Here is a 21,377-nt window from a genome sequence, read left to right as displayed (position 1 = left end):
CAGTATTTAGATGAGAATTTTTCTCACTAAACCTTCTAATTCTGAGTAAATACTCAAGACAGTCAACAACTAAATATTCAATATTTCAGTTTTGGCACCACAGTCAAAAAATCCATTCAGCATAGCAATCGATTAAATGTGTATTATTTAGAATAATTACTCACTAACATTAATTTAACATGCACTTTTTGTTAATTAAGTGATTGCTTTATAAGGTTTTGTTTATGCTTTTTGATGTTAACTAAAAATGTTTATTGAATGATCTTTTGTACAAAGTTGTATATTCATGAAACAAATTGTTTGGCATTTTTGGCCTATAAACTATAGCTGAAGCTCTCATGCGAACATCATGGTGATGACTTTTCATGAGAATATAGTGAATAAAAATTAGCTCAAATAAGGAATAGGGCAAATGCACTACACAACAAGCAAAAAACAAGGCTTATTTTCGTTGTCTGCCGTAGCGATAGCACTGACCACTTCTATGTCAGCGTTTGCGGCTCCACCAATGGGATTTGATGAATCTAAGTTACCGACGAAGTACATCGTCAAATTCAAAGAAGATGCAGTCAGCCGATCTTCAATGGGTGGTAACTCATTTTGGGGACCACGAATCGCGCAGGAGTCTGTTTTACAACAGGTGAAGGCACGTAAGGTGGAAAAATTGGGTAATCGCGCCATTTACAGCGTTGAGTTGGATGGTGATGACTTAGAACCACTTCGTAATCGCAGTGATGTGGAATATGTCGAAGTCGATCCGCCTCGCTATTTGCTCAGCGAAACTACCCCGTGGGGTTATGAAGCGGTTAATGCTCAACAGTTAGACGACTTCAATGCTGGTAATCGCACTGTATGTATTATCGATTCAGGGTACGACATCTCGCACAACGACCTAAGCGGTAACCGTGTTGCAGGTACTAACGATAGTGGTACAGGATCATGGAGCGATCCGGGTAACAATAACGCCCACGGTACTCACGTAGCAGGTACTATCGCAGCGATTGCCAACACCGAAGGTGTGAAGGGTGTGATGCCAAACCAGAATGTGAATTTGCACATCGTGAAAGTATTTAACGAATCAGGTTGGGGTTACTCATCTGGGCTTGTTAAAGCGATCCAAACGTGTGCAGATAATGGTGCCAACGTTGTGAACATGAGTCTTGGTGGTAGTCAATCAAGCCGAACTGAGCAAAATGCACTGCAAAACATTTACGATCAAGGCGTTCTGCTAATCGCCGCAGCTGGTAATGACGGTAACACAGCACACAGCTACCCAGCTTCTTACGATTCAGTTATGTCTGTTGCTGCTGTCGATAACCAAAATGATCATGCGGCGTTCTCGCAATCTACTGATCAAGTTGAGATCTCTGGCCCTGGGGTGGCGATTTTATCAACGGTTACGGTAGGCGAAGGTAAACTTTCTGATATTACCTTGAATGGTGTAAGTCAGTTTGATCGTGGGATTGTTCCTCACAATCGTTTGATTAATAACGGTTCTTCGTATGTGCCAGATCCAATTGCTGGTTCAGTAACAGCAATGCTAGATAGCTGTGATGTATCTGGCGGTAACTTTAACTGTGGTGATATGTCAGGCAAAATCTGTTTGACTGAACGTATTGGCAACCAGTCTTCAGGTAACTACCCAGAAGTGGATGCGGTTCAAGCTTGTTACAATGCAGGTGCACGAGCGGCAATCGTATACAGCAACTCTGAACTACCTGGTTTACAAAACCCATTCTTGGTTGACACAAACAACGCTTATCGTATGGTTTCGGTGACGGTTGACCGTGCATTTGGTCAAGAGCTGTTGGGGTATGTTGGTCAAGAAATTACGGTTTCAACCACCTCTGGTGAAGATTACGAGTACTACAATGGTACATCGATGGCAACACCTCATGTAACTGGCGTAGCAGGCTTGGTGTGGAGTTACCACCCAACGTGTACAGCAGCGCAAGTACGTAATGCCCTAGTTCAAACGGCAACAGACATTGATGTCGCTGGACGAGACAACCGCACAGGTCACGGCCTAGTGAATGCGGAAGCGGCGAAACTGTTCTTGGATGCGGGCTGTAACGGTCCTGACGGTGGCGGTAGCTCTTCGGACTCTAGCTTCTCAAACACCAGCCCTGTTGCGATTCCTGACAACAAATCTTCTGGCGCAATCAGCGCAGTAGATGTCGATCGCTCTGGTGATTCAGGTACAGTAAGTATTGACGTTGATATTAGCCACACTTACATCGGTGACCTACGAGTGACGCTAACTTCACCGACTGGTGGAGAAGTCGTGCTTCACGATAATACTGGCGGCAGCGCTAACGATATCAAAGCCACTTTCCAAGCGGATTTCTCTGGTTTTGAATCACAAGGTTCTTGGGAACTAAAAGCGGTAGACAGTGCCAGAAGAGACACAGGCACAATCAACAGTTGGACTCTGACTTTTCAATAAGGAGTGGCTATGAAGAAGTTGACCTTACTTTCTTTGTCTGCGGTGAGTGCTACCGCACTATTGGCAATCGGACTAAGCTCGGCCAGCTTGGCGAACAATCAAGGGTTTCCGCTCGTGGATGAACGTTCTGAACAAGCTGAGCAACAACCTACGCGTTACTTTGTTAAGTATCACAAAGGGAAAGAGAGCGAAGTGAGAGCGCTTCTTCGTCAACATAACCTTAAAGTGGTTGATGCGTTGGTGAAGCAACAGGTACTGGTGGTGAGCGGCGAACAAGCGGACGTCGATAAACTATCTGGTAATGAATCCGTTGAATACACCGAGCAAGAACCAACGAGAAAGTTGTTGTCTCAATAAGATAGCCTCAATATGAAAAAACGCCCCTCACGTGAGGGGCGTTTTGTTTGAGTGCTTTTCCTGCTAGAGCCTTTGAAAGATGAATGCCGACGAGCCTAATTCTGCATTCATAAGAATAAAAGCTTAGCGCACAATCAGGCCAAGTAGGATACCTACAATGCCAAAGTCAGCATCACTGAATGTTGTGTTTGCAAAGCCAAGATCACCCAGTACTGGCATTAGGAAGACAGGTAGGAAAGTAATCAGTAGACCTTGTGCAAACGCACCTAGAATTGCGCCGCGACGACCACCTGTTGCGTTACCAAATACACCCGCAGCCGCACCCACAAAGAAGTGTGGAACGACACCCGGGATAATCACAGTAAGACCCATCACGTACAGCAGGAACATGCCCACTAGACCGGCTGCAAAGCTAGATAGGAAGCCCACCAATACCGCATTTGGTGCGTATGGGAACACAACCGGACAATCCAGTGCAGGTTTTGCGTTTGGAACCAGTTTGTCTGAGATGCCTTTAAATGCAGGAACGATTTCTGCGATAACCATACGTACACCTTGCAGGATGACGTACACACCACCGGCGAAAGTGATGGATTGCATTAGCGCAAACATAGACCAATGTTTACCACCACTGACTTCACGGACAAAATCACCGCCAGCGAACAAACACGTCACCATAAAGATGATGCCCATTGTGAACGAGATAGCCACTGGCGTATCGCGTAAGAACAGCAAGCTCTTAGGGACATTCATCTCTTCAGTTGAGTGCTCTTTGTTACCAAACTTGCTGCCAATGAAACCAGCTAGGACGTAAGAAAGCGTTGAGAAGTGACCAATCGCAACGTCGTCTGAACCTGTTACTTGCTTCATGTATTTGTGCGCAATTGCAGGGAAGAACACCATTACAGAACCCACAACCACAGAGCCAAGAGCGATCAGTGGAACACCTTTCATGCCGCTAGATGCCAGAATCGCCGCCACCATCATCGACATAAATAGCGTGTGGTGACCGGTTAGGAAGATGAATTTCCACGGCGTGAAACGAGCGATCAGAATGTTCACCAACATGCCGAAGAACATGATCATCGCCATCTCTTTACCAAACGCTTCTTGCGCGATAGAGACGATAGCTTCGTTGTTTGGAACCACGCCTGTAATGCCAAATGCGTGTTGGAAAATGGTCGCGAAGTCGCCTAGCGAGCTCACAACTAAGCCTGCACCTGCGCCAAGCACGATGAAACCAAGAATGGTTTTTACCGTGCCTTTAATGCACTCGGTGACTGGTTTTTTCTGGGCAATTAAGCCGATTAGAGCGATGAGACCGACCAGAACCGCTGGCTCTGATAGGACATCGTTCATTAAGAAACTGAAGAATTCCATAACGCCACCTTATAGAGCGCCAAGCTCTTGAAGTGCCACAGATAAACGCTCTTTCATTGCGACTTTGTCGACCATGTTATCAAGCGCTACGATACGTTGTTCAACGCCAAGTGCTTCCAACTGTTCTGCAATGTCTTTTGTGCCGATGAAAATGTCGCAACTTGTGCCTTTTGCTGAGCCAAGATCGATGTGATCTACAGCGGCATCGACGTTCAATTCTTTTACGATGCTTTTGATGCTCATTTCCATCATTAGGCTAGTACCAAGACCGTGACCGCAAACAACCATAATTTTCATAATTCAGACCTTTTCTTTTTTATAGGGGGTATACCCATTTGTGAATGGGGTATGTCAGGAGTAAAACTTAGTATTTGTCGATGATCGCAAGAACATCTTCTTTGCTTTGAGCGTTGCAGATGGCCTCTACATGCTCTTCATTCATAAACAATTCCGCCAGTTTCGAAATCGCATCAACGTGGCTATTACTGTCCGTTGCCGCTAGCGTGACCAGCATTTTTACTGGGTCATTTTCTTCATAGTTAAAGTTGACGCCGTTTTGGATCACCGTGATCGCCAATGACAAGCGGTTAACGCCATCTTCAGGGCGAGCGTGTGGCATCGCCATGCCCGGACCTACCACGTAGTAAGGACCAAGCTCTTCGTGCGAGCGGTAAATTGCCTCAACGTAACTTGGTTCTATCGCGCCATTTTCAATCAAAGCTTCACAAGATTTGCTGATCGCATCTTTCCAGTCGGTTGCGTCAGAATGGATGCGAATGACATCAGAGGTAATCAGTTCACGTAGCATTGGAATGTTTCCGATTTGTTGTTTTGTTGCTGCGTACTTTATCGATCAATTTGCCAGAAAAACCTGATAGTGATCACAAATGGTAGCGCTATCTGATAGCGCTACCATTAATTGTGATAGCGCTATCATTTTTATCAGGCATCGAAGTTTCATGTGCTGGTGTTCGAGTTCTAATGCGCTAATATCAAAACCATTAAAGCGCTGTGATAAGATGTCGCAGCTGAAATTAGAGAACATTAAATAAAAACAATGAGCGAACCTCGCAAACGAAGAAGTACCGGCAATGTCACTTTGGCTGATGTCGCCAAACAAGCAGGCGTAGGCACTATGACGGTGTCGCGAGCATTACGAACGCCAGAGCTGGTATCCGATAAGCTGAGAGAAAAAATTCAACAAGTGGTTGATGAGCTCGGCTATATCCCGAACAAAGCCGCAGGGGCACTCGCATCTGCAGAAAGTTATTCCATCGCTCTTATCATTCCGTCACTGTTTGAAAAAGCATGCGCGCATTTCTTACCAAGCTTCCAACAGGCGTTAAACAAAGCGGGTTATCAATTATTACTGGGTTACAGCGACTACTCGATTGAGCAAGAAGAAAAGTTGCTTTCGACCTTTTTAGAGAGCCGTCCTGCGGGCGTTGTACTGTTTGGAAGTGAGCATAGTCAGCGAACGCATCAACTGTTAGAGGCGTCAAATACGCCAGTGTTAGAGATTGCCGAACTGAGCTCAAAGGCCAGTTATCTCAACATTGGCGTGGATCACTTCGAAGTGGGTAAGGCCTGTACCAGACACCTGATTGAACAAGGTTTTAAGAACGTTGGTTTTATTGGGGCGCGCGGGAATCACTCAACGTTGCAACGCCAGTTACACGGTTGGCAAAGTGCGATGATTGAAAACTATCTCACCCCAGATCATTTTCTGACGACTCATGAAGCGCCATCTTCACAATTGGGTGCGGAAGGATTGGCGAAGTTATTGCTGCGCGATTCAAGCTTGAATGCTTTGGTGTGTAGCCATGAGGAGATAGCAATTGGTGCGCTCTTTGAGTGCCATCGCCGCGTGCTCAAAGTCCCGACCGACATTGCCATTATTTGTCTTGAAGGCTCTTCTATGGGGGAGCACGCTTACCCAAGTTTGACATCGGCAGAATTTGATTACGAGCGCATGGGCACCAAGGCGGCAGAAAAACTGTTGCATGCCATCAAAGGTGAGCCAGAAGAAAGGCCAACCAGTATGGGCTTTAAGCTAAAGCGTCGAGCAAGTACCGCGATTAATTGACACTTCCGCTTTCCATAAATACAAAAAGCCTCTCAATATGGAGAGGCTTTTTTACATTCTGAATTCGCGAGCGAAAACTACGGACGTTCGCCCGCGGCTAGGCGTTGTTCGATATCTCCGATCACCTCTGGCAGATCGGAGATGGTGTCGATTAAGTAGTGAGGTGCACTCTTGATAAACTTCGCGCGCGCCTTTTCACGAGCAGTATTAAGCGTTGCTTCGTCCGCAGCTTGGTATTCTTCAAACGTTAGACCGGCTTCGTTACCAGAAAGCAGCAAGCCAACGGTCCACATACCGGCGTTGTGACCTTCATCGATGCCCGGTGCTGCGTCATCCACTTTGATACACGCATTAACGTCAGTAACATTCAGCTCAATCACGTTCTTCAGTGCCATAAATGGTGCAGGGCGACCACCTTGAGGCAGGTCATCCGTTGCTACTACGTAATCTGGTTTGTAGCCGTAATCCGCTGCCACTGGAATCAGCACGTCCATCACTTCGCGGGGGTAACCAGAACAAGAACCGATCTTGATGCCTTTGTCTTTCAGACCGTTTACCACTTCAACTGCGTTGAGGATTGGTTCTGCGTGGTCAGCCACTTTTGCTTTTTGCAGAGGCATAAATGCCGCGTAAATTGCGTCGATGTCTTCGTTGGTCATTGAGCGCCCAAACTTCTCATTCCAACGTTTATCAACTGCAGGGATGCGACCCACAGCTTGGACGTGGTCCCACTTACCAAGCCCCATTGGTTCACGCGCCTCTTCAAGGTCAATATCGAAATCAAAGCCTTGTTTGAACGCTTCCACAAAGATGCTGGTTGGCGCGAAAGAGCCGAAATCGACGATAGTGCCAGCCCAGTCAAAGATCACTGCTTGAATTGGTGATTTGCTCATGTTCAATCCTTTTTCTTGCTTGCCAGAGCGCTTGCCTACACGTTGAACCACGCTCTGGGTAAATTGGTTTTTGTTGAGGTCAGTTGACCTTAAAAGTAGTTAAAGTCTTTACACACTTTGGCGATGGCTTCTTCGAAGATCGCCAACGCTTCTGTCAGTTGTTCGCGAGTGATGATCAGCGGTGGGCTGAGTTGAATCACGTTACCTTGCGATACCTTGAAGCTCACGCCATTGTTGAGGCATTGGTACAGCACAGCTTCCGCTTCGTCATACGCGCGTGCTTTGCTTTCGTGGTCGGTGACCAGTTCAATGCCCCACAACATGCCAATGCCACGAACATCACCAATCACTGGGTACTTAGCTTTCATCTCTAGCAGCTTTTCACGCATGAACTGGCTGTCGGCTTTGGCTTTATCTAGTAAGCCGTCTTGCTCAATGGCTTCCATGGTGGCCAGTGCTGCAGCACAACCGATAGGGCTTTTCTCATGAGTGTAATGACCCATGGAGATTTGCTCGGCAGTGTTGTATTTGTCTTTGGTTACCATGGCTGCGATAGGCACTAAGCCTCCGCCCAAACCTTTACCGATGCAGAGTATATCTGGCTCGATGTCGTAGGCTTGGTAGGTGAACCATTCACCGCTGCGACCCATGCCGTTAGGAATGTCGTCGATGATCAGCATGACATTGTGTTTGTCACAGATTTCACGGATGCGTTTCCAGTAGGCTTTACTTGGCACTTGAACATCCGTGTTGCGAACTGCTTCTGCGATAAACGCGCCCACGCCACCTTCTTTCTCAATCACGTATTCAAGGTAATCGGCGTAATGCACATCGCTGCCGTCCGCGACTGGGAAAGCGCCACGGTAAGACACTGCTGGTGGAATGCGCTCAACACCTGCCATTAATGGTCCCATGCCTTGGCGGAAACACGCTTCGCCACCCACTGAGATGGCATCTAGCGATGCGCCGTGGAAGGAATCCCAAAGAGACACTACCTTGCAGTTGCCCGTGATGTGGCGCGCTAGTTTAAGTGCCATGCCAACCGCAGATGTGCCACCCGGAGCAAACAAAACGCGGTTTAATTCTCCACCACAGATTTGCGTGAGTTTTTCGGCACATTCAATCGCGGTTTCATTGGTAAAACGACGTGGAGAAAACGGCAGTTTGGCAATTTGCTCTTGCACACGTTTAATCACATGCGGATGACCGTAGCCCAACTGATGGACGTTATTGCCATGGAAGTCCATGTACTTTTTGCCCGTAGAATCTTGGATGTAGATGCCTTCTGCTGCTTCCAAGGTATCTAAGCAAGGCGTCGACATGGCTTGATGAAGAAAGACCTCCGAATCACGCTTCAACAAGGCTTGCGTGCGTTCGTCATCCATCGATGCATTCCAAGCTTGGCGCGCTGGTGTCGTGTTGACATCGCCTTCGCTACGGAAATGGGTCGGTTTGATATTCTGAGTCATAACGCTCTCTCAATCAGAAGGTTGCTTTACGCAACTTGCCAGTACATTGCTTTTTCAATCGCACCGATTAAGCGCTCGATATCTGCTGGGTAAACTTCGCCAATGTTGCCGATACGGAAGCAATCTGCGTTCGATACCTTACCCGGATAAATCACAAAACCTTGCTCTTTCAAACGCGTGTAGAACGCTTTGAACTGGTAATCACTGTGCGTCGGAGAGTAGAAAGAAGTGATGATTGGCGAGTGAAGGTCATCACTCAGTAGTGGCTCAAACCCCAGAGAACGCATACCTGCAACCAGTGTTTTCTGGTTAGTTTGGTAGCGGTGATGACGAGCCTCAATGCCGCCTTCTTGCTCCAGCTCTAGCAAGGCTTGATAGAAAGCGCGAACCGTGTGCGTTGGAGACGTGAAACGCCATTTGCCGTGGTTCACTTCCATGCAGTGCCACTGGTCGTAAAGATCAAGGCTCAAAGAACGTGCCTGACCTTGGCACTTTTCTAGCTCAGTTTGTTTCGCAATCACAAAGCCAAAGCCCGGTACGCCTTGGATACATTTGTTCGCTGAGCTGATCATAAAATCGATGCCTAGCTCAGCTATATCGATAGGAATACCACCAAAGCTCGACATGGCATCGAGAATCACCACTTTACCGTGTGCTTTTGCCGCAGAAGCAAATGCCTCAATTGGGTTAAGCATGCCAGTGGTTGTCTCACAGTGAACAATCGCCACGTGTGTGATTGTAGGATCCGATGCCAATGCAGTTTCCACCTCGTTCAAGTGTGGCTGTGATGTTTCGCCTGGGGAAACTACATGGCATGGAATATTTAGATAATCAGCGATCTGAGCGATACGCGCACCGTAAGCACCGTTGTCGACAACCAACAATTTTCCAGCTTTGCCAATGGCACTGCCAATCGTTGCTTCTACTGATGCGGTGCCGCTACCTTGCATTAGTACGCTGGTGTAGCCGTCTTGCTCCGTCGCCAGTTTTACAAGCTTAGTGCGGATCACTTCTACAATGTCTTTGTTGTATTCATCATCCCAAGTACACCAGTCTTTTAGCATGGCTTCACGTACTGTTTCAGAAGTAGATAGAGGACCTGGAGTCAGTAGTAGGTATTCGTTTTTCATCTCGATTTCCATCAGAATAGGCTAATTGGTCTACACCAAATTTCGAGTTAACTCTAGCGAGGAAGAAAAGGGCAGTAAATAGGCGAATGTCCAATTTCATAAAACTTTAATATCCAGAAAATTGCGGATCAATTGAACGATTATTCATCGCAAATTTTCGTAAAACTGCCATTTAATGGTCATGATTTCGTCACAAAGGCTCAGTAGGGTGGTTATCGTCAACTGGTACAGACCAAATGAAAACTTGGCCAAATTAACTGGAGAAAATGATGAAAAACCGTTTGATGAAAGGATCGCTGGCTGCACTTGTCTCTCTGCTAGCTACGAATGCAATGGCAGCACAGGAAGTCACGGTTTACACCGCTTTCGAAACTGACATTCTTGCTAAATACAAGTCTGCGTTTGAGAAAGACAACCCAGATATCAAGATTAAGTGGGTTCGTGATTCAACAGGTATCATGACGGCGAAATTGCTGGCAGAAAAGAACAACCCTCAAGCGGAAGTGGTTTGGGGGCTTGCTGGCTCGTCAATGGCACTGCTTAAAGATGAAGGTCTTCTTAAGCCTTACACACCAAAAGGTTTGGAAGAGCTGCATGCGAACCTAAACGACCCTAAATCAAACCAAGCTTGGTTTGGTAACGATGCGTTCTTTAACGCAGTTTGTTTCAACGAAGCGGTAGCGAAACAGCTTAATCTGCCTAAACCAACGTCTTGGGAAGACCTAACAAAGCCGGTTTACAAAGGTCACATAGCAATGCCTAACCCAGCTTCTTCAGGCACTGGCTACATGCAGGTTTCTGCTTGGCTACAAAACATGGGTGAAGATCAGGCATGGAACTACATGCGTGACTTAGACAAGAACATTGCACACTACACGCACTCGGGCTCTAAGCCATGTGTTCAAGCGGGTATGGGTGAAGTGGCTATCGGTATTTCGATGGCGAGCCGCGGCGCGAAGCTGAAAACACAAGGTGCACCACTAGCGGTTATCACGCCAAAAGGCATCGGCTGGGAATCAGAAGCCGTTGGTCTAGTAAAAGAGTCTGATGCAGCAAAGCGCGTTGTCGACTGGTCAATCTCTAAAGCAGCAAACGAGCTTTACGTGGAAATGTACCCAGTGGTTGCACATAAAGAAGTGAAAGCGACAGTATCTAACTTCCCGAACGTTCAAGAGAACATGGCGAAGATGGACTTTGCGCAAATGGGCAGCAAGCGTGCAGAGATTCTAGCGGCATGGTCTGAAAAATTTGATGCGAAGTCAGAGCCAAAGTCTTAATGGAATTTGCTTTGAGTTGAATGTTGAAATCCACCTCGGTTGAGGTGGATTTTTTGTTTTCTCTTTTATTTCAGAGTTTGTTGAAAGTAGATTCCTAGTCTCACCTAGGTTCGCTGGAATGACGGACTTAAGAAAGTTGGGAGCTTCTACCTACACTCACAACGTCATTCTCGAGAGCGACGAAGGAGTGAGTCGGGAATCTCTAATTACCACTTAAACAAACCTCATCTCCCTTCATCTATTTGTCATCTTCTGGCTATAAATTTGTCATTGGAACGTAACACTCCAAAACTAAAGTTGGTATATACCATTTGGAGCGTGTGTTATGTCAACTAACCAACATTACCTAAATATCGAAAATGTAGTGAAGCAATTCGGACAGTTCACTGCATTAAAGAAAATCTCGCTAGCGATTGAAAAGGGCGAGTTCGTTTGTTTTCTTGGCCCTTCTGGCTGCGGTAAAACCACTCTATTACGTGCTATTGCAGGTTTAGACTTGCCAACGTCTGGTGCGATTTTTCAAAACGGTCAAGAGACCACATTCCTGCCACCAGAGAAGCGCGATTTCGGCATTGTATTTCAATCTTATGCTTTGTTTCCGAACCTAACTGTGCAAGAGAATATTGCGGTGGGTTTGAAGAACCAAGGCATGTCGACCAAAGAAGCGTTAGAGAAAGTAGATTATTGGTTAGAAACTATTGGTCTTCCAACCTCTGGTGAGAAATTCCCTAACCAACTTTCTGGTGGTCAGCAGCAGCGTGTGGCACTCGCTCGCGCATTAGCGTTGTCTCCGGGTCTGCTGTTATTGGATGAGCCGCTGTCAGCGCTGGATGCAAAAGTACGTGTTCACTTACGTGACGAAATTTGTAAGCTGCAACGCAAGCTTGGCATCACCACCATCATGGTTACGCACGATCAGGACGAAGCGCTGTCAATGGCGGATCGTATTGTGGTAATGAACCATGGTGTGATTGAGCAAGTCGGCACACCTCAAGAGATCTACCAACAACCAGCAACGCGCTTTGTCGCTGAGTTTGTCGGTAGCATGAACTTTATTGAAACCTCAGTCGCAACGGACTCCCAAGTACGCATTGCAGAAACCCTAATGCCAACGCCAAGCTTGACCAATCGTAAGATCCAACGTGGTGACCGCTTCGACCTTGCGGTGCGTCCTGAAAGCATCAAATTCGTTGAAAACTACACCAACTCTTTACCTGTGCGAGTTACCGCAACCGAGTTTCTTGGGGCGTTTTTCCGCATTGATTGTGTATTGCAAAACGACAGCTCAACGAAAACCATCGTAGTGGATGTGCCTGTGGAAACGGTTCAAAAACTCAATATCAAAGCGGGCGATGTACGTTACATCCAGTTTGCTGAAGAAGGGTTGCATGGTTACGCCGTGCCCTCGGTTGATAAAGCGCTAGCGGCGTAGGTGTAAACATGGATGCGAAGACAATGACGATGAATAGCCTGACCACACAAGACAAAGCAAAATCCCTACTCGGACGAGTCAGCCGCGATAACCTAGTATTGTTCGGTTTGCTCGCTGGTTTGTCGACCATGATGGTGCTGTTCATCTTAATGCCGCTTTGGGCAATGTTGACCAAGAGTGTACAAAATGCCAATGGCGAATTTGTCGGATTGGCAAACTTTGCGACGTACTTTTCTTCTTCAAGCTTGTGGGTGTCGGTGGGTAACACCTTCACTTTGGGCGTGATAGTGACCTCGGTAGTGGGTGTGCTTGCGTTTGGCTATGCCTACGCGCTGACTCGTTCATGTATGCCGTTTAAAGGTTTGTTCCAAATCCTAGGTACTGCGCCGATTCTCGCGCCTTCGTTGTTGCCGGCGATCAGTTTGATCTTCCTTTTCGGTAATCAAGGCATTGCCAAAGAGATGCTGTTAGGAAACTCGGTTTACGGCGTGATTGGTATCTCGATGGGTTTGATTTTCTGGACCTTCCCTCATGCATTGATGATTTTGACCACTTCACTGCGTACTTCTGATGCCCGTTTGTATGAAGCTGCCCGCGCACTGAAAACATCACCCATCAAAACCTTCTTTATGGTGACGTTACCTGCGGCGAAATACGGTTTGATCAGTACGCTTATCGTGGTCTTTACACTGGTTATCACGGACTTTGGTGTGCCGAAAGTGATTGGTGGCAGCTACAACGTTCTGGCGACTGACATCTTCAAACAAGTTGTGGGACAACAAAACTTTGCTATGGGTGCAGTGACCAGCATTATGTTGTTATTCCCTGCGGTAATGGCATTCGGCGCAGACCGCTGGGTACAGAAAAAGCAGAAGAGCTTGTTCGACACACGTTCAGTGCCTTACCAGCCAGAACCTAACAAAGCGCGCGACAGCATTTGTTTGGTTTACTGCAGCATCATTTCTATCGCAGTGTTGGCTGTGCTTGGCATGGCGGTGTATGGCTCGTTAGTTACGTTCTGGCCTTGGAACAAAGCGCTGACGCTAAACAACTACAACTTTGCTGAAATGAGCACTTACGGTTGGAGCCCATTCTTCAACTCGCTAACGCTGGCAGGTTGGACGGCAGTGATCGGTACTGCCATCATATTTGTCGGTGCTTACTGTATTGAGAAAGGGCGTGCGTTCGGTCCAATTCGTCAGGTGATGCAAATGCTTAGCGTGGTGCCAATGGCGGTTCCGGGTATGGTGCTTGGCTTGGGTTACATCTTTTACTTCAATGATGCGAACAATCCTCTGAATGTGCTTTATGGCACCATGGCATTCTTGGTAATTAACACGGTAGTGCATTACTACACGGTGGGTCACATGACTGCACTGACAGCGCTAAAGCAGTTGCCATCGGAGATTGAAGCCACAGCAGCATCGGTGAAGCTTCCTCAATACAAGTTGTTCTTTAAAGTGACATTACCTGTGTGTTTACCTGCGATTTTGGACATTGCGACTTACTTGTTTGTTAATGCATTGACCACCACTTCTGCGGTAGTATTCCTTTACTCAACCGATACGATTCCGGCTTCGGTCTCGATTCTGAATATGGACGATGCAGGTCAAACTGGCGCTGCAGCGGCAATGGCTGTGATGATCATGATTGCTGCCGCAATTGCGAAGATTGTTCAGATGACTTTGGGTAAATTGTTAGAGAATCGCACACAAGCTTGGCGCAAAAGATAAGGACACTTCGTGCAATACGTAAAAATTAAAGATTCGATTGTTGAACAGATTGAAGCGGGCATGCTATCGCCGCGTCAAAAACTGCCAGCAGAGCGTAAGTTGGCGGAGTCGTTCGATACTACACGTGTCACTCTGCGTGAAGCTTTATCACTGCTCGAAGCGGAAGGTCGAATCTATCGCGAAGATCGCCGAGGTTGGTTTATCTCACCTGAGCCATTGCGTTACGACCCTACCCAAACGCTAAACTTCCCGAACATGGCGAAAGCGCAAAATCGCGTGCCAAAAACAGAAGTGATAGCCGCAAAAGGCACCTTGGCTAATAAATTGGCCGCTCGTTTGTTGGACCTTCAGCCGTTTTCAGACGTATTTCGTGTCGACCGCGTTCGTTACCTAGAAGAGCGTCCGGTGGTTTATGTCACGAACTACATTCGACCAGACATATTTCCCAACTTATTGTCTTATGATTTATCAAACTCGTTAACCGACATTTATCGTGAACACTACGGTGTGACGTATCAAAAAATTCGTTACCGCATTTCGACTAGTACTTTGTTGGGTGAGGTGGCACAGGCATTGCGCGCGACTTCTGGTACGCCTGCAATGGTGGTTGAACGTATCAACTACAACCAACATGGTGAGTTGATTGACTGTGACATCGAATACTGGCGTCATGATGCCATCAGCATCGAGTCTGTCGCAGAGCTGAATTAATCTCTGTTTGCTGGTCATCTGTCTAGTTGGCGGCGAGCAGTTTATATCTCAAATTCAAAGGCTCCATATTGGGGCCTTTGTTGTACCCAAGCACCATGAGGGTATCTAAATATCATAAACAGGAAAACGGAATGGATCTCTTGGCAATAGCACTCGTTGTATTGTCTGCGGTTATGCATGCTGGCTGGAATATTCTTGGTAAAAGCAACGCTGGTTCAGGGCTCGCGTTTACGATGGCGGCAAGTTTATCTGCTTGCCTTCTGCTCACGCCCTACCTTATTTGGTATCTCTTTAACATTGGCTGGGCGACGTTGCCCAGCGTGTTTTGGGGAATGCTGTTTATCAGTGGTTTATCTCAAATCGTCTATTTGGTTGGTTTGATCGTGGCCTACAAGCACGCCGATGTGGGAGTGATTTATCCGATTGCGAGAGCACTTCCTGTAATGATGGTGGGCGCACTCACCGTCGCCTTAGGTTATGAGTTGAATGCTCAGCAGTGGTTGGGTTTCCTGCTTATTACTTTAGGTTGTGTCCTAGTTCCAGTGACCAGTTTTCGTCAAATTACTCTTGGGGAGTACCTGAATGTTGGTGTATTTTGGGCCTTGATTGCGGCGTTTGGCACGACGGGTTACTCCGTTGTGGACAAGCAAGCACTGAATCTGCTAACTCAACAAACATCGACCATTCTTAACGACCACTATAGCGCGATTTTTTATCTAGGCGTGCAGTTTTGGGTTATGGGAGTACCGGTTTTATTGTGGTGTATTGTTTCGGGGAGTCAGCAAGAACTACAAACCGCTTGGATGATTCGCAAAAGTGCGAGCATGGCTGGCATCATGATGGCATCCACCTACGGCTTGGTGCTGTTTGCGATGACTATGACTGATAACGTCAGCCTTGTTGTGGCTTTGCGACAAATCAGCATTGTATTTGGTTTATTAATGGGCGTGTGGTTGTTGGCTGAAAAATGGTATTTCACGCGAGGCGTCGGGGTGCTGTTGATCCTGAGCGGAATCATTATGTCATTGAGCTCTGCTTGAGGTATAAGGCACCGATGTCGATTCGGTGCCTTGGCACAGCTAAATTTTTAAAATCGCAATTGTGCACCAAACATCACACCGCCAGAATCAAAATCGCTATTCTTGGCGTAGTTGTACTCTAAGTTCAAACCAAAGTGTTTATAGGCCCAAGCGACACCAGCAGCGGCTTCTCCGCCAAGACTAGACTCGTCATATTCTTTATTCTGACCATTGTTTTTAAGCGTGTAACTTAACGTGTAGTAAGTGATACCACCTTTCCCGTAAAGCTCAAAGCCAGCTCCCAGAGGGTAACTTGCGTAACCGCTGAGTCGAGGCCCGCCATAACTGACATCGGTGATTTCTGTTAAGGGACTGATAAGTACGGAGCCAATGCCGTTAAATGCGCCCTTATAGCCGGCTTCAATACCAAAGTTGTGATCGAACATGTAACGGTAATATACATCACCAAGGAACATGTCACCTTCATCATGGCTATTGTTCACATCGTAACTAACATTACCGTAGCCTAAATTTGCTCCAACAACATGTTGGGTTGGTTGTGCATGAGCCGTTAAGGAAAGTGCGGACAGTAAGCATGCAACGGCGTACTTGTAAGACATAAAAACTCCGAATCATAAAATGAAAAACAAAGCGTCATGTGCTGCGTTGGGTTAACGTAGCCTTGTTATGAACTCCGCTTTGGTATTGTCTAACCATTCGTAACGACGTCGATACATCGAACGCTTAGAACGCGACATGCCTTCGATATCACGACGCGGGGCATTCACATCGAGTGAGTAGAAATGACGGTTGTATTCGGTGCCGCCCAACTCTTGCCAGAGTGCATCGTAATCCGTTTTGATTCGTCCTTTACTGTAGCGTCGTGCAGCATAAGTATGGGATTGTGTTTTTACCGCTAGAATCGTATTCACTTCCCAAATTTGCGCGAGTAAAGTGAGCAAACTCACCATCAAGCTTTTTGGTCTTTGCCCGTAAAGTTTACGAGTTAACTTTTTAATTTTCGCGTTGTTCTCTTCACTGCTGCGTGGCCCTTGCAAGCCGCCAATCATAATGCTGCGTCCAGATTCTATGTGGCCGAGAGTAAATGAGAGCGTATAGAAGTTGCCATCCTCCGCGCTGTGTAGCACTAGGCTCATGTCGCCTTCTTTTTGGTAACGCGCTTCGTACACCAAGCGCACAGAGTACAATGTCTCGTCGATTTCAAATGATGTTAATGTTAAGCCAGTCGAATCGGTATAGATCTCTTCAATGGTCTGTTTAGAAAACAGCTCTGAAATGGTTTTGTAGTGATCAACCACTAGGTTTGAACGATCGAACGCTGAGTTATTTTTGATGATGTAGGGACGAAACGGTTTTTCTAAAAATCGGTGCGTACGTGCACAAAGTATCTCTAGCAATGACGATTCAATATTATCTGACAGGTGCTTAAACGCTCGTTTGTAGTAAAGTGCGCGCAAGATGAACTTAGCTCTGTAGGTCCAAATTGGCTTATAGACATCAGCATAATCATCTGAGTAAATTGATTTGCTATGGTAAAAAATGGATTTGTTCGCGGTCATTTTCACTCCAGATTAACGTGTGCTCAACAGCCACAATTAAGAACCGACGGACGAGCAGCGAAGAACCCGAAAAAGGGGGAAATGCAAAGCACTACTAAAAGGGGAGGTTTTGCTGTGCCCGACGTTTATATAAGGTTTTGAACACTGTTCTTTTGTTGGGATTCTAAGAGAAAATTGACCTTAGGTATTGTACGGGTTGGTAAGGAAATGTCAGTTTGGAAGCCACTTTGAACGTTGTGATTACGAGGTAGAAAAATGCTCGTGTTGGCAGAGTATGATGCCGTGTTGCTAAGTTAAAGTGAAATGAGTTGAACAATAATTGAACGTTATTTGAAATTATTTTGACGTGTTTCTGGTCTTTATACGTACCTTATAAGTATCGAGCCAATTTAGGCCCGATATAAAGGTAAGTAAGGAGAGGTTTATGAAACGCTTAATGACTTTAGCAAGTATGATTGCTCTGACTGCTGCACCTTCTGTTGTTTTTGCTGGTGGCTATCAGTGGACAAACGATACCGAAACGATCCATGGTGATGTTATGGATAGCAAACAAGCGGCTTATGAAATGGGTCGTGACATGATTCAGAACTATCAAAGCAAATCACCAGGTCAGCTTCGTGACGAGTTTACAAGCCTTACAGAGTATGTTGATCGCCAGTCGTTTTCTATCACCGACTCAAAAGTCATGGTGAATGAGTTCTTGCAAAGTGACGGGCAAGTTGTATACCAGCCTATTCTCAATGTTCAATACGAGTACCGCATGCGTGAAACCGGTAAATACTAACCAGTAAGACGGTCTCGATTTTCCGATAATTTATATCCTTGCTGTTTGTTTTGGGGAGCGCTGCTCCCCTTTTTTGTATTCATTGATAGCGGAAACTTCCACTCTCTCAGCGCAACATTTGCTATCGCTCAGCGTTAGATATTCTTGCTCGTTGATTGTGCTCATCGTTTGTAAAGTGTTTACAGAAACGATGCAACGCACTAACAAGGATATCCGATGACACACAGTTCATACTGGTTCAAGCAGGCCATTGAAGCTGAACAGCCAGAAACGCCGCAACCATTACATCAAAATATTGATACCGATATTGCTATTGTCGGTGGTGGCTACACCGGACTTTGGACAGCGATTATGATTAAGCAGCAATCTCCTGAAAAACAGGTGGTTGTTATCGAAAAGGGCTTGTGTGGCAGTGGGGCATCTGGCGCGAATGGTGGCTGTATGCTGACATGGTCTACCAAGTTCCCGACGTTGAAACGGTTATTCGGTGAAGAACATGCTGTTTGGTTGGTAAAAGAGTCGGAACAAGCGGTGTTGGAGATTGACGACTTTTGTCAGCAATACAATATCGATGCGCAATTATCGTTAAAAGGGGTTTATTACACCGCAACCAATCAGGCTCAGAAAGGTGGAATGCAACCAGTTGTCGACGAGTTACAACGGCTAGATGTGAACAGTTGGCGTCGTTGCTCGGTGGAGGAACTGCGTGCCAATGCGGGTTCACCTCGCCATATTGAAGGCTATCACTCTCCGGTTGCTGCTAACGTACAACCCGCCTTACTCGCGCGAGGGTTACGCCGTGTTGCTATTGATCTGGGTGTAGAAGTTTATGAGAACACGCCAATGACGCGTCTAGATTATGGAGAACCTGCGACTGTTTGTACTCCTGAAGGCAAAATTCAAGCACATAAGGTGGTGTTGGCATTGAACGCATGGATGGTTGAGCAATTTAAGCAGTTCAAAAACAGTATTGTTGTGGTGTCTTCGGATATGGTTATTACCAAACCGCTTGGTGATACGTTGTCTCAATCTGGTTGGCAAGCAGGTTCGAGTGTCTTGGACTCACGCATCTTCGTACATTATTACCGAGATACGCCAGATGGCCGTTTGATGCTAGGTAAAGGCGGTAATCAGTTCTCTTTCAACAACCAAGTTGATGCGATGTTTAACAAGCCGACGCGTTATCAAACGCTACTAAAAAAATCATTCGACAACCTTTTTCCTCGCTTAAAAGGGGCTGAATTTGAGTACTCTTGGACTGGCGGTTCGGATCGTTCCGCAACTGGTTTTCCTTTTTTTGGCCAATTGGATGAGCAAAGTAATGTCTTTTACGGGTTTGGTTATTCAGGTAATGGCGTTGCCCAAACTCGAATGGGTGGAAAAATTTTATCGTCGTTGGTGTTAGGGCTAGATAACGAATGGACGCGAAGTGGTTTAGCGCAAGGACCGCTTGGGTATTTTCCACCAGAACCAATACGTTGGCTGGGAGCAATGATGGTACGAAATGCTGTTCGCCGAAAAGAGGAAGCGGAAGACAATGAGAAACATCCGTTTGTTTGGGATAAATGGCTAGCGAAACTCGCAGGACCAGCAGGCAAAGCGGATAAGCTCGACTAAACTGAAGACTTTAGCCACAAACGAGACAGTTTGCAGTGAAAGTCATTGGGGGGCGATGTAGCCTTGTGTTAGCCTCTGTCTTTCAAGCTCAGATTTAAAAGGTGAGTAATATAATGAAAGTATTCAGCAACTTCGATAGCGGCAGCATTCACGTAGTGAAAGCGGACGACAAAAATGACATCCAACTTAAAATCCCTAATGACAATATGTCGGAATTCTACCAGTGGTTCCATTTCCGTCTAGAAACCGAAGCCGAGCAGTCGCACACGATCAAACTGCTTGATTTGGCTAAGTCGGCTTATCCAGAAGGGTGGCAAGGTTACGATGTCGCGGCGTCTTACGACCGTGAAGAATGGTTCCGTATACCAGCAGAGTTCGATGGCGACACGCTGACTTTCACTGTTATCCCTGAGCGTAGCTCAATTTACTTCGCGTACTTTGCGCCTTACACATACGATCGTCATTTAGACTTGTTACACATGGCACAAAGTGCGCACCACTGCCAACTAGAAACATTAGGCCACACATTAGACGGCAATGACATGAGCTTGCTAACGTTTGGTGAGCCGGAAGAAGGCAAAAAGAAAATCTGGATGATTGCACGCCAACATCCGGGTGAAACCATGGCTGAATGGTTCATGGAAGGCATGATCCAACGTTTACTGGATGAAAATGACACTGTTGCGCGTGCATTACTGGAAAAAGCAGTGCTTTACGTGGTACCAAACATGAACCCAGACGGTGGTATTCGCGGCCACTTGCGTACGAACGCGGTAGGCGTGAACTTGAACCGTGAATGGCAAACTCCGTCTATGGAGAAAAGTCCAGAAGTCTACCTTGTGCGTCAACGTATGCTGGAAACGGGTGTTGACATGTTTTTAGATATCCATGGTGATGAAGCAATTCCTTACAACTTCGTCGCTGGCTCAGAAGGTATTCCTTCTTACGATGAAAATCTTGCCACTTTAGAGGCATCATTTAAGCAAGCGTTACTGACTATTACACCTGAGTTCCAAGATGAGATTGGTTATGATAAAGATGAGCCGGGTAAAGCGAATTTGACGGTAGGCTCAAACTGGGTCGCGGAGCAGTTCAAATGCCTGTCGTACACGATCGAGATGCCATTTAAAGATAACAACAATCACCCAGATCCGCTTTATGGTTGGTCACCAGAACGCAGTGTATTATTTGGGCAAGATGTCTTAGCTGCAACGCTTACCGTGGCGGATAAAATCTAGTTCGATAACTTAACGTCTGTTCATTATTTCGAAAACAGCTCATTTTAAATGAGCTGTTTTTTTATGCCTTCGGTATCCATTCTCTCCTGTAAAAATTTGTTGCCATTCACAGGCTTAAATGTCGATTCTTAAATTTGAGAATATGGGTTTTTATGGTGATTTGCGTCACAGAAAACTGGCTATTTTGTGATATTCTCCGCAACGAATTGACTATGGCTAAACCAA

19 protein-coding genes are annotated in these 21,377 nt (G+C 46.3%); 11 read left to right on the top strand and 8 right to left on the bottom strand.

What is annotated here, in order from left to right; genetic code table 11:
- Positions 1-412 precede the first annotated feature (412 nt).
- Both EX191_RS07450 and EX191_RS07445 read left to right on the top strand, forming a co-directional pair.
- Positions 413-2,446 carry a S8 family serine peptidase gene (locus EX191_RS07450; protein ID WP_046873865.1) on the top strand — a complete coding sequence of 678 codons (2,034 nt, stop codon included), beginning with the start codon at positions 413-415 and terminating at the stop codon, positions 2,444-2,446.
- A 9-nt stretch (positions 2,447-2,455) separates the two neighbouring features.
- Positions 2,456-2,803 carry a hypothetical protein gene (locus EX191_RS07445; protein ID WP_005395359.1) on the top strand — a complete coding sequence of 116 codons (348 nt, stop codon included), beginning with the start codon at positions 2,456-2,458 and terminating at the stop codon, positions 2,801-2,803.
- A 123-nt stretch (positions 2,804-2,926) separates the two neighbouring features.
- On the opposite strand, the gene EX191_RS07440 is transcribed toward EX191_RS07445, so the two are convergent.
- The 3 genes from EX191_RS07440 to EX191_RS07430 all read right to left on the bottom strand — a co-directional run bounded on the left by EX191_RS07440 (position 2,927) and on the right by EX191_RS07430 (position 4,991).
- On the bottom strand, positions 2,927-4,183 hold the full coding sequence (locus EX191_RS07440; RefSeq protein ID WP_075984400.1) for a PTS ascorbate transporter subunit IIC: 1,257 nt from the start codon (positions 4,181-4,183) through the stop codon (positions 2,927-2,929).
- A gap of 9 nt (positions 4,184-4,192) precedes the next feature.
- Positions 4,193-4,480 carry a PTS sugar transporter subunit IIB gene (locus tag EX191_RS07435; protein ID WP_005463968.1) on the bottom strand — a complete coding sequence of 96 codons (288 nt, stop codon included), beginning with the start codon at positions 4,478-4,480 and terminating at the stop codon, positions 4,193-4,195.
- A gap of 67 nt (positions 4,481-4,547) precedes the next feature.
- Complete coding sequence (locus EX191_RS07430; protein WP_140365283.1) at positions 4,548-4,991, bottom strand: PTS sugar transporter subunit IIA; 444 nt, start codon at positions 4,989-4,991, stop codon at positions 4,548-4,550.
- A 249-nt stretch (positions 4,992-5,240) separates the two neighbouring features.
- Between EX191_RS07430 and EX191_RS07425 the strand changes: the two genes are divergently transcribed.
- On the top strand, positions 5,241-6,269 hold the full coding sequence (locus EX191_RS07425) for a LacI family DNA-binding transcriptional regulator (protein ID WP_005463961.1): 1,029 nt from the start codon (positions 5,241-5,243) through the stop codon (positions 6,267-6,269).
- Between the two features lie 77 nt (positions 6,270-6,346).
- Here the strand turns inward: EX191_RS07425 and phnX are convergent, their stop codons facing one another.
- From phnX to phnW, 3 genes are all read right to left on the bottom strand, one after another.
- Positions 6,347-7,162 carry a phosphonoacetaldehyde hydrolase gene (phnX, locus tag EX191_RS07420; protein WP_193447465.1) on the bottom strand — a complete coding sequence of 272 codons (816 nt, stop codon included), beginning with the start codon at positions 7,160-7,162 and terminating at the stop codon, positions 6,347-6,349.
- Between the two features lie 89 nt (positions 7,163-7,251).
- Complete coding sequence (locus EX191_RS07415; RefSeq protein ID WP_140337901.1) at positions 7,252-8,631, bottom strand: aspartate aminotransferase family protein; 1,380 nt, start codon at positions 8,629-8,631, stop codon at positions 7,252-7,254.
- A 26-nt stretch (positions 8,632-8,657) separates the two neighbouring features.
- Positions 8,658-9,761, bottom strand: coding sequence for a 2-aminoethylphosphonate--pyruvate transaminase (gene phnW / locus EX191_RS07410; protein ID WP_193447464.1), 1,104 nt, complete (start codon positions 9,759-9,761; stop codon positions 8,658-8,660).
- 266 nt (positions 9,762-10,027) lie between these two features.
- On the opposite strand from phnW, the gene EX191_RS07405 reads away from it, so the two are divergent.
- From EX191_RS07405 to EX191_RS07385, 5 genes are all read left to right on the top strand, one after another.
- The gene (locus tag EX191_RS07405; protein WP_193447463.1) at positions 10,028-11,038 is read left to right on the top strand and encodes a putative 2-aminoethylphosphonate ABC transporter substrate-binding protein; all 1,011 of its coding nucleotides are present in this window, start codon (positions 10,028-10,030) and stop codon (positions 11,036-11,038) included.
- A 325-nt stretch (positions 11,039-11,363) separates the two neighbouring features.
- Complete coding sequence (locus EX191_RS07400; protein ID WP_054866913.1) at positions 11,364-12,470, top strand: putative 2-aminoethylphosphonate ABC transporter ATP-binding protein; 1,107 nt, start codon at positions 11,364-11,366, stop codon at positions 12,468-12,470.
- A gap of 8 nt (positions 12,471-12,478) precedes the next feature.
- Positions 12,479-14,203 (top strand): putative 2-aminoethylphosphonate ABC transporter permease subunit, encoded by a 1,725-nt coding sequence (locus tag EX191_RS07395; protein ID WP_193447462.1) that lies wholly within the window; start codon positions 12,479-12,481, stop codon positions 14,201-14,203.
- A gap of 9 nt (positions 14,204-14,212) precedes the next feature.
- Positions 14,213-14,914, top strand: a complete 702-nt coding sequence (phnR, locus tag EX191_RS07390) for a phosphonate utilization transcriptional regulator PhnR (protein ID WP_053808131.1) — start codon at positions 14,213-14,215, stop codon at positions 14,912-14,914.
- A 131-nt stretch (positions 14,915-15,045) separates the two neighbouring features.
- A complete protein-coding gene (locus EX191_RS07385) occupies positions 15,046-15,954 on the top strand; it encodes an EamA family transporter (RefSeq protein ID WP_193447461.1) in 909 nt (302 codons plus the stop codon).
- 47 nt (positions 15,955-16,001) lie between these two features.
- On the opposite strand, the gene EX191_RS07380 is transcribed toward EX191_RS07385, so the two are convergent.
- Complete coding sequence (locus EX191_RS07380) at positions 16,002-16,553, bottom strand: porin family protein (protein WP_047008000.1); 552 nt, start codon at positions 16,551-16,553, stop codon at positions 16,002-16,004.
- Positions 16,554-16,604: 51 nt separating this feature from the next.
- The gene (locus EX191_RS07375) at positions 16,605-17,513 is read right to left on the bottom strand and encodes a VirK/YbjX family protein (protein ID WP_193447460.1); all 909 of its coding nucleotides are present in this window, start codon (positions 17,511-17,513) and stop codon (positions 16,605-16,607) included.
- Between the two features lie 424 nt (positions 17,514-17,937).
- On the opposite strand from EX191_RS07375, the gene EX191_RS07370 reads away from it, so the two are divergent.
- From EX191_RS07370 to EX191_RS07360, 3 genes are all read left to right on the top strand, one after another.
- Positions 17,938-18,297, top strand: a complete 360-nt coding sequence (locus EX191_RS07370) for a DUF3316 domain-containing protein (protein ID WP_005395335.1) — start codon at positions 17,938-17,940, stop codon at positions 18,295-18,297.
- A gap of 216 nt (positions 18,298-18,513) precedes the next feature.
- Entirely contained in the window at positions 18,514-19,914 is a 1,401-nt protein-coding gene (locus EX191_RS07365; RefSeq protein ID WP_193447459.1) for an FAD-dependent oxidoreductase, read from the top strand.
- A gap of 113 nt (positions 19,915-20,027) precedes the next feature.
- The gene (locus EX191_RS07360; RefSeq protein ID WP_182034438.1) at positions 20,028-21,152 is read left to right on the top strand and encodes a M14 family metallopeptidase; all 1,125 of its coding nucleotides are present in this window, start codon (positions 20,028-20,030) and stop codon (positions 21,150-21,152) included.
- The last annotated feature ends 225 nt before the right edge of the window (positions 21,153-21,377 follow it).

Origin of the sequence: Vibrio chemaguriensis, from assembly GCF_012275705.1 — a bacterium.
GTDB classification, from domain to species: domain Bacteria; phylum Pseudomonadota; class Gammaproteobacteria; order Enterobacterales; family Vibrionaceae; genus Vibrio; species Vibrio diabolicus.
The sequence above is the reverse complement of the archived record's forward strand: the minus strand, read 5'-3'. Positions and strand labels throughout refer to the sequence as shown.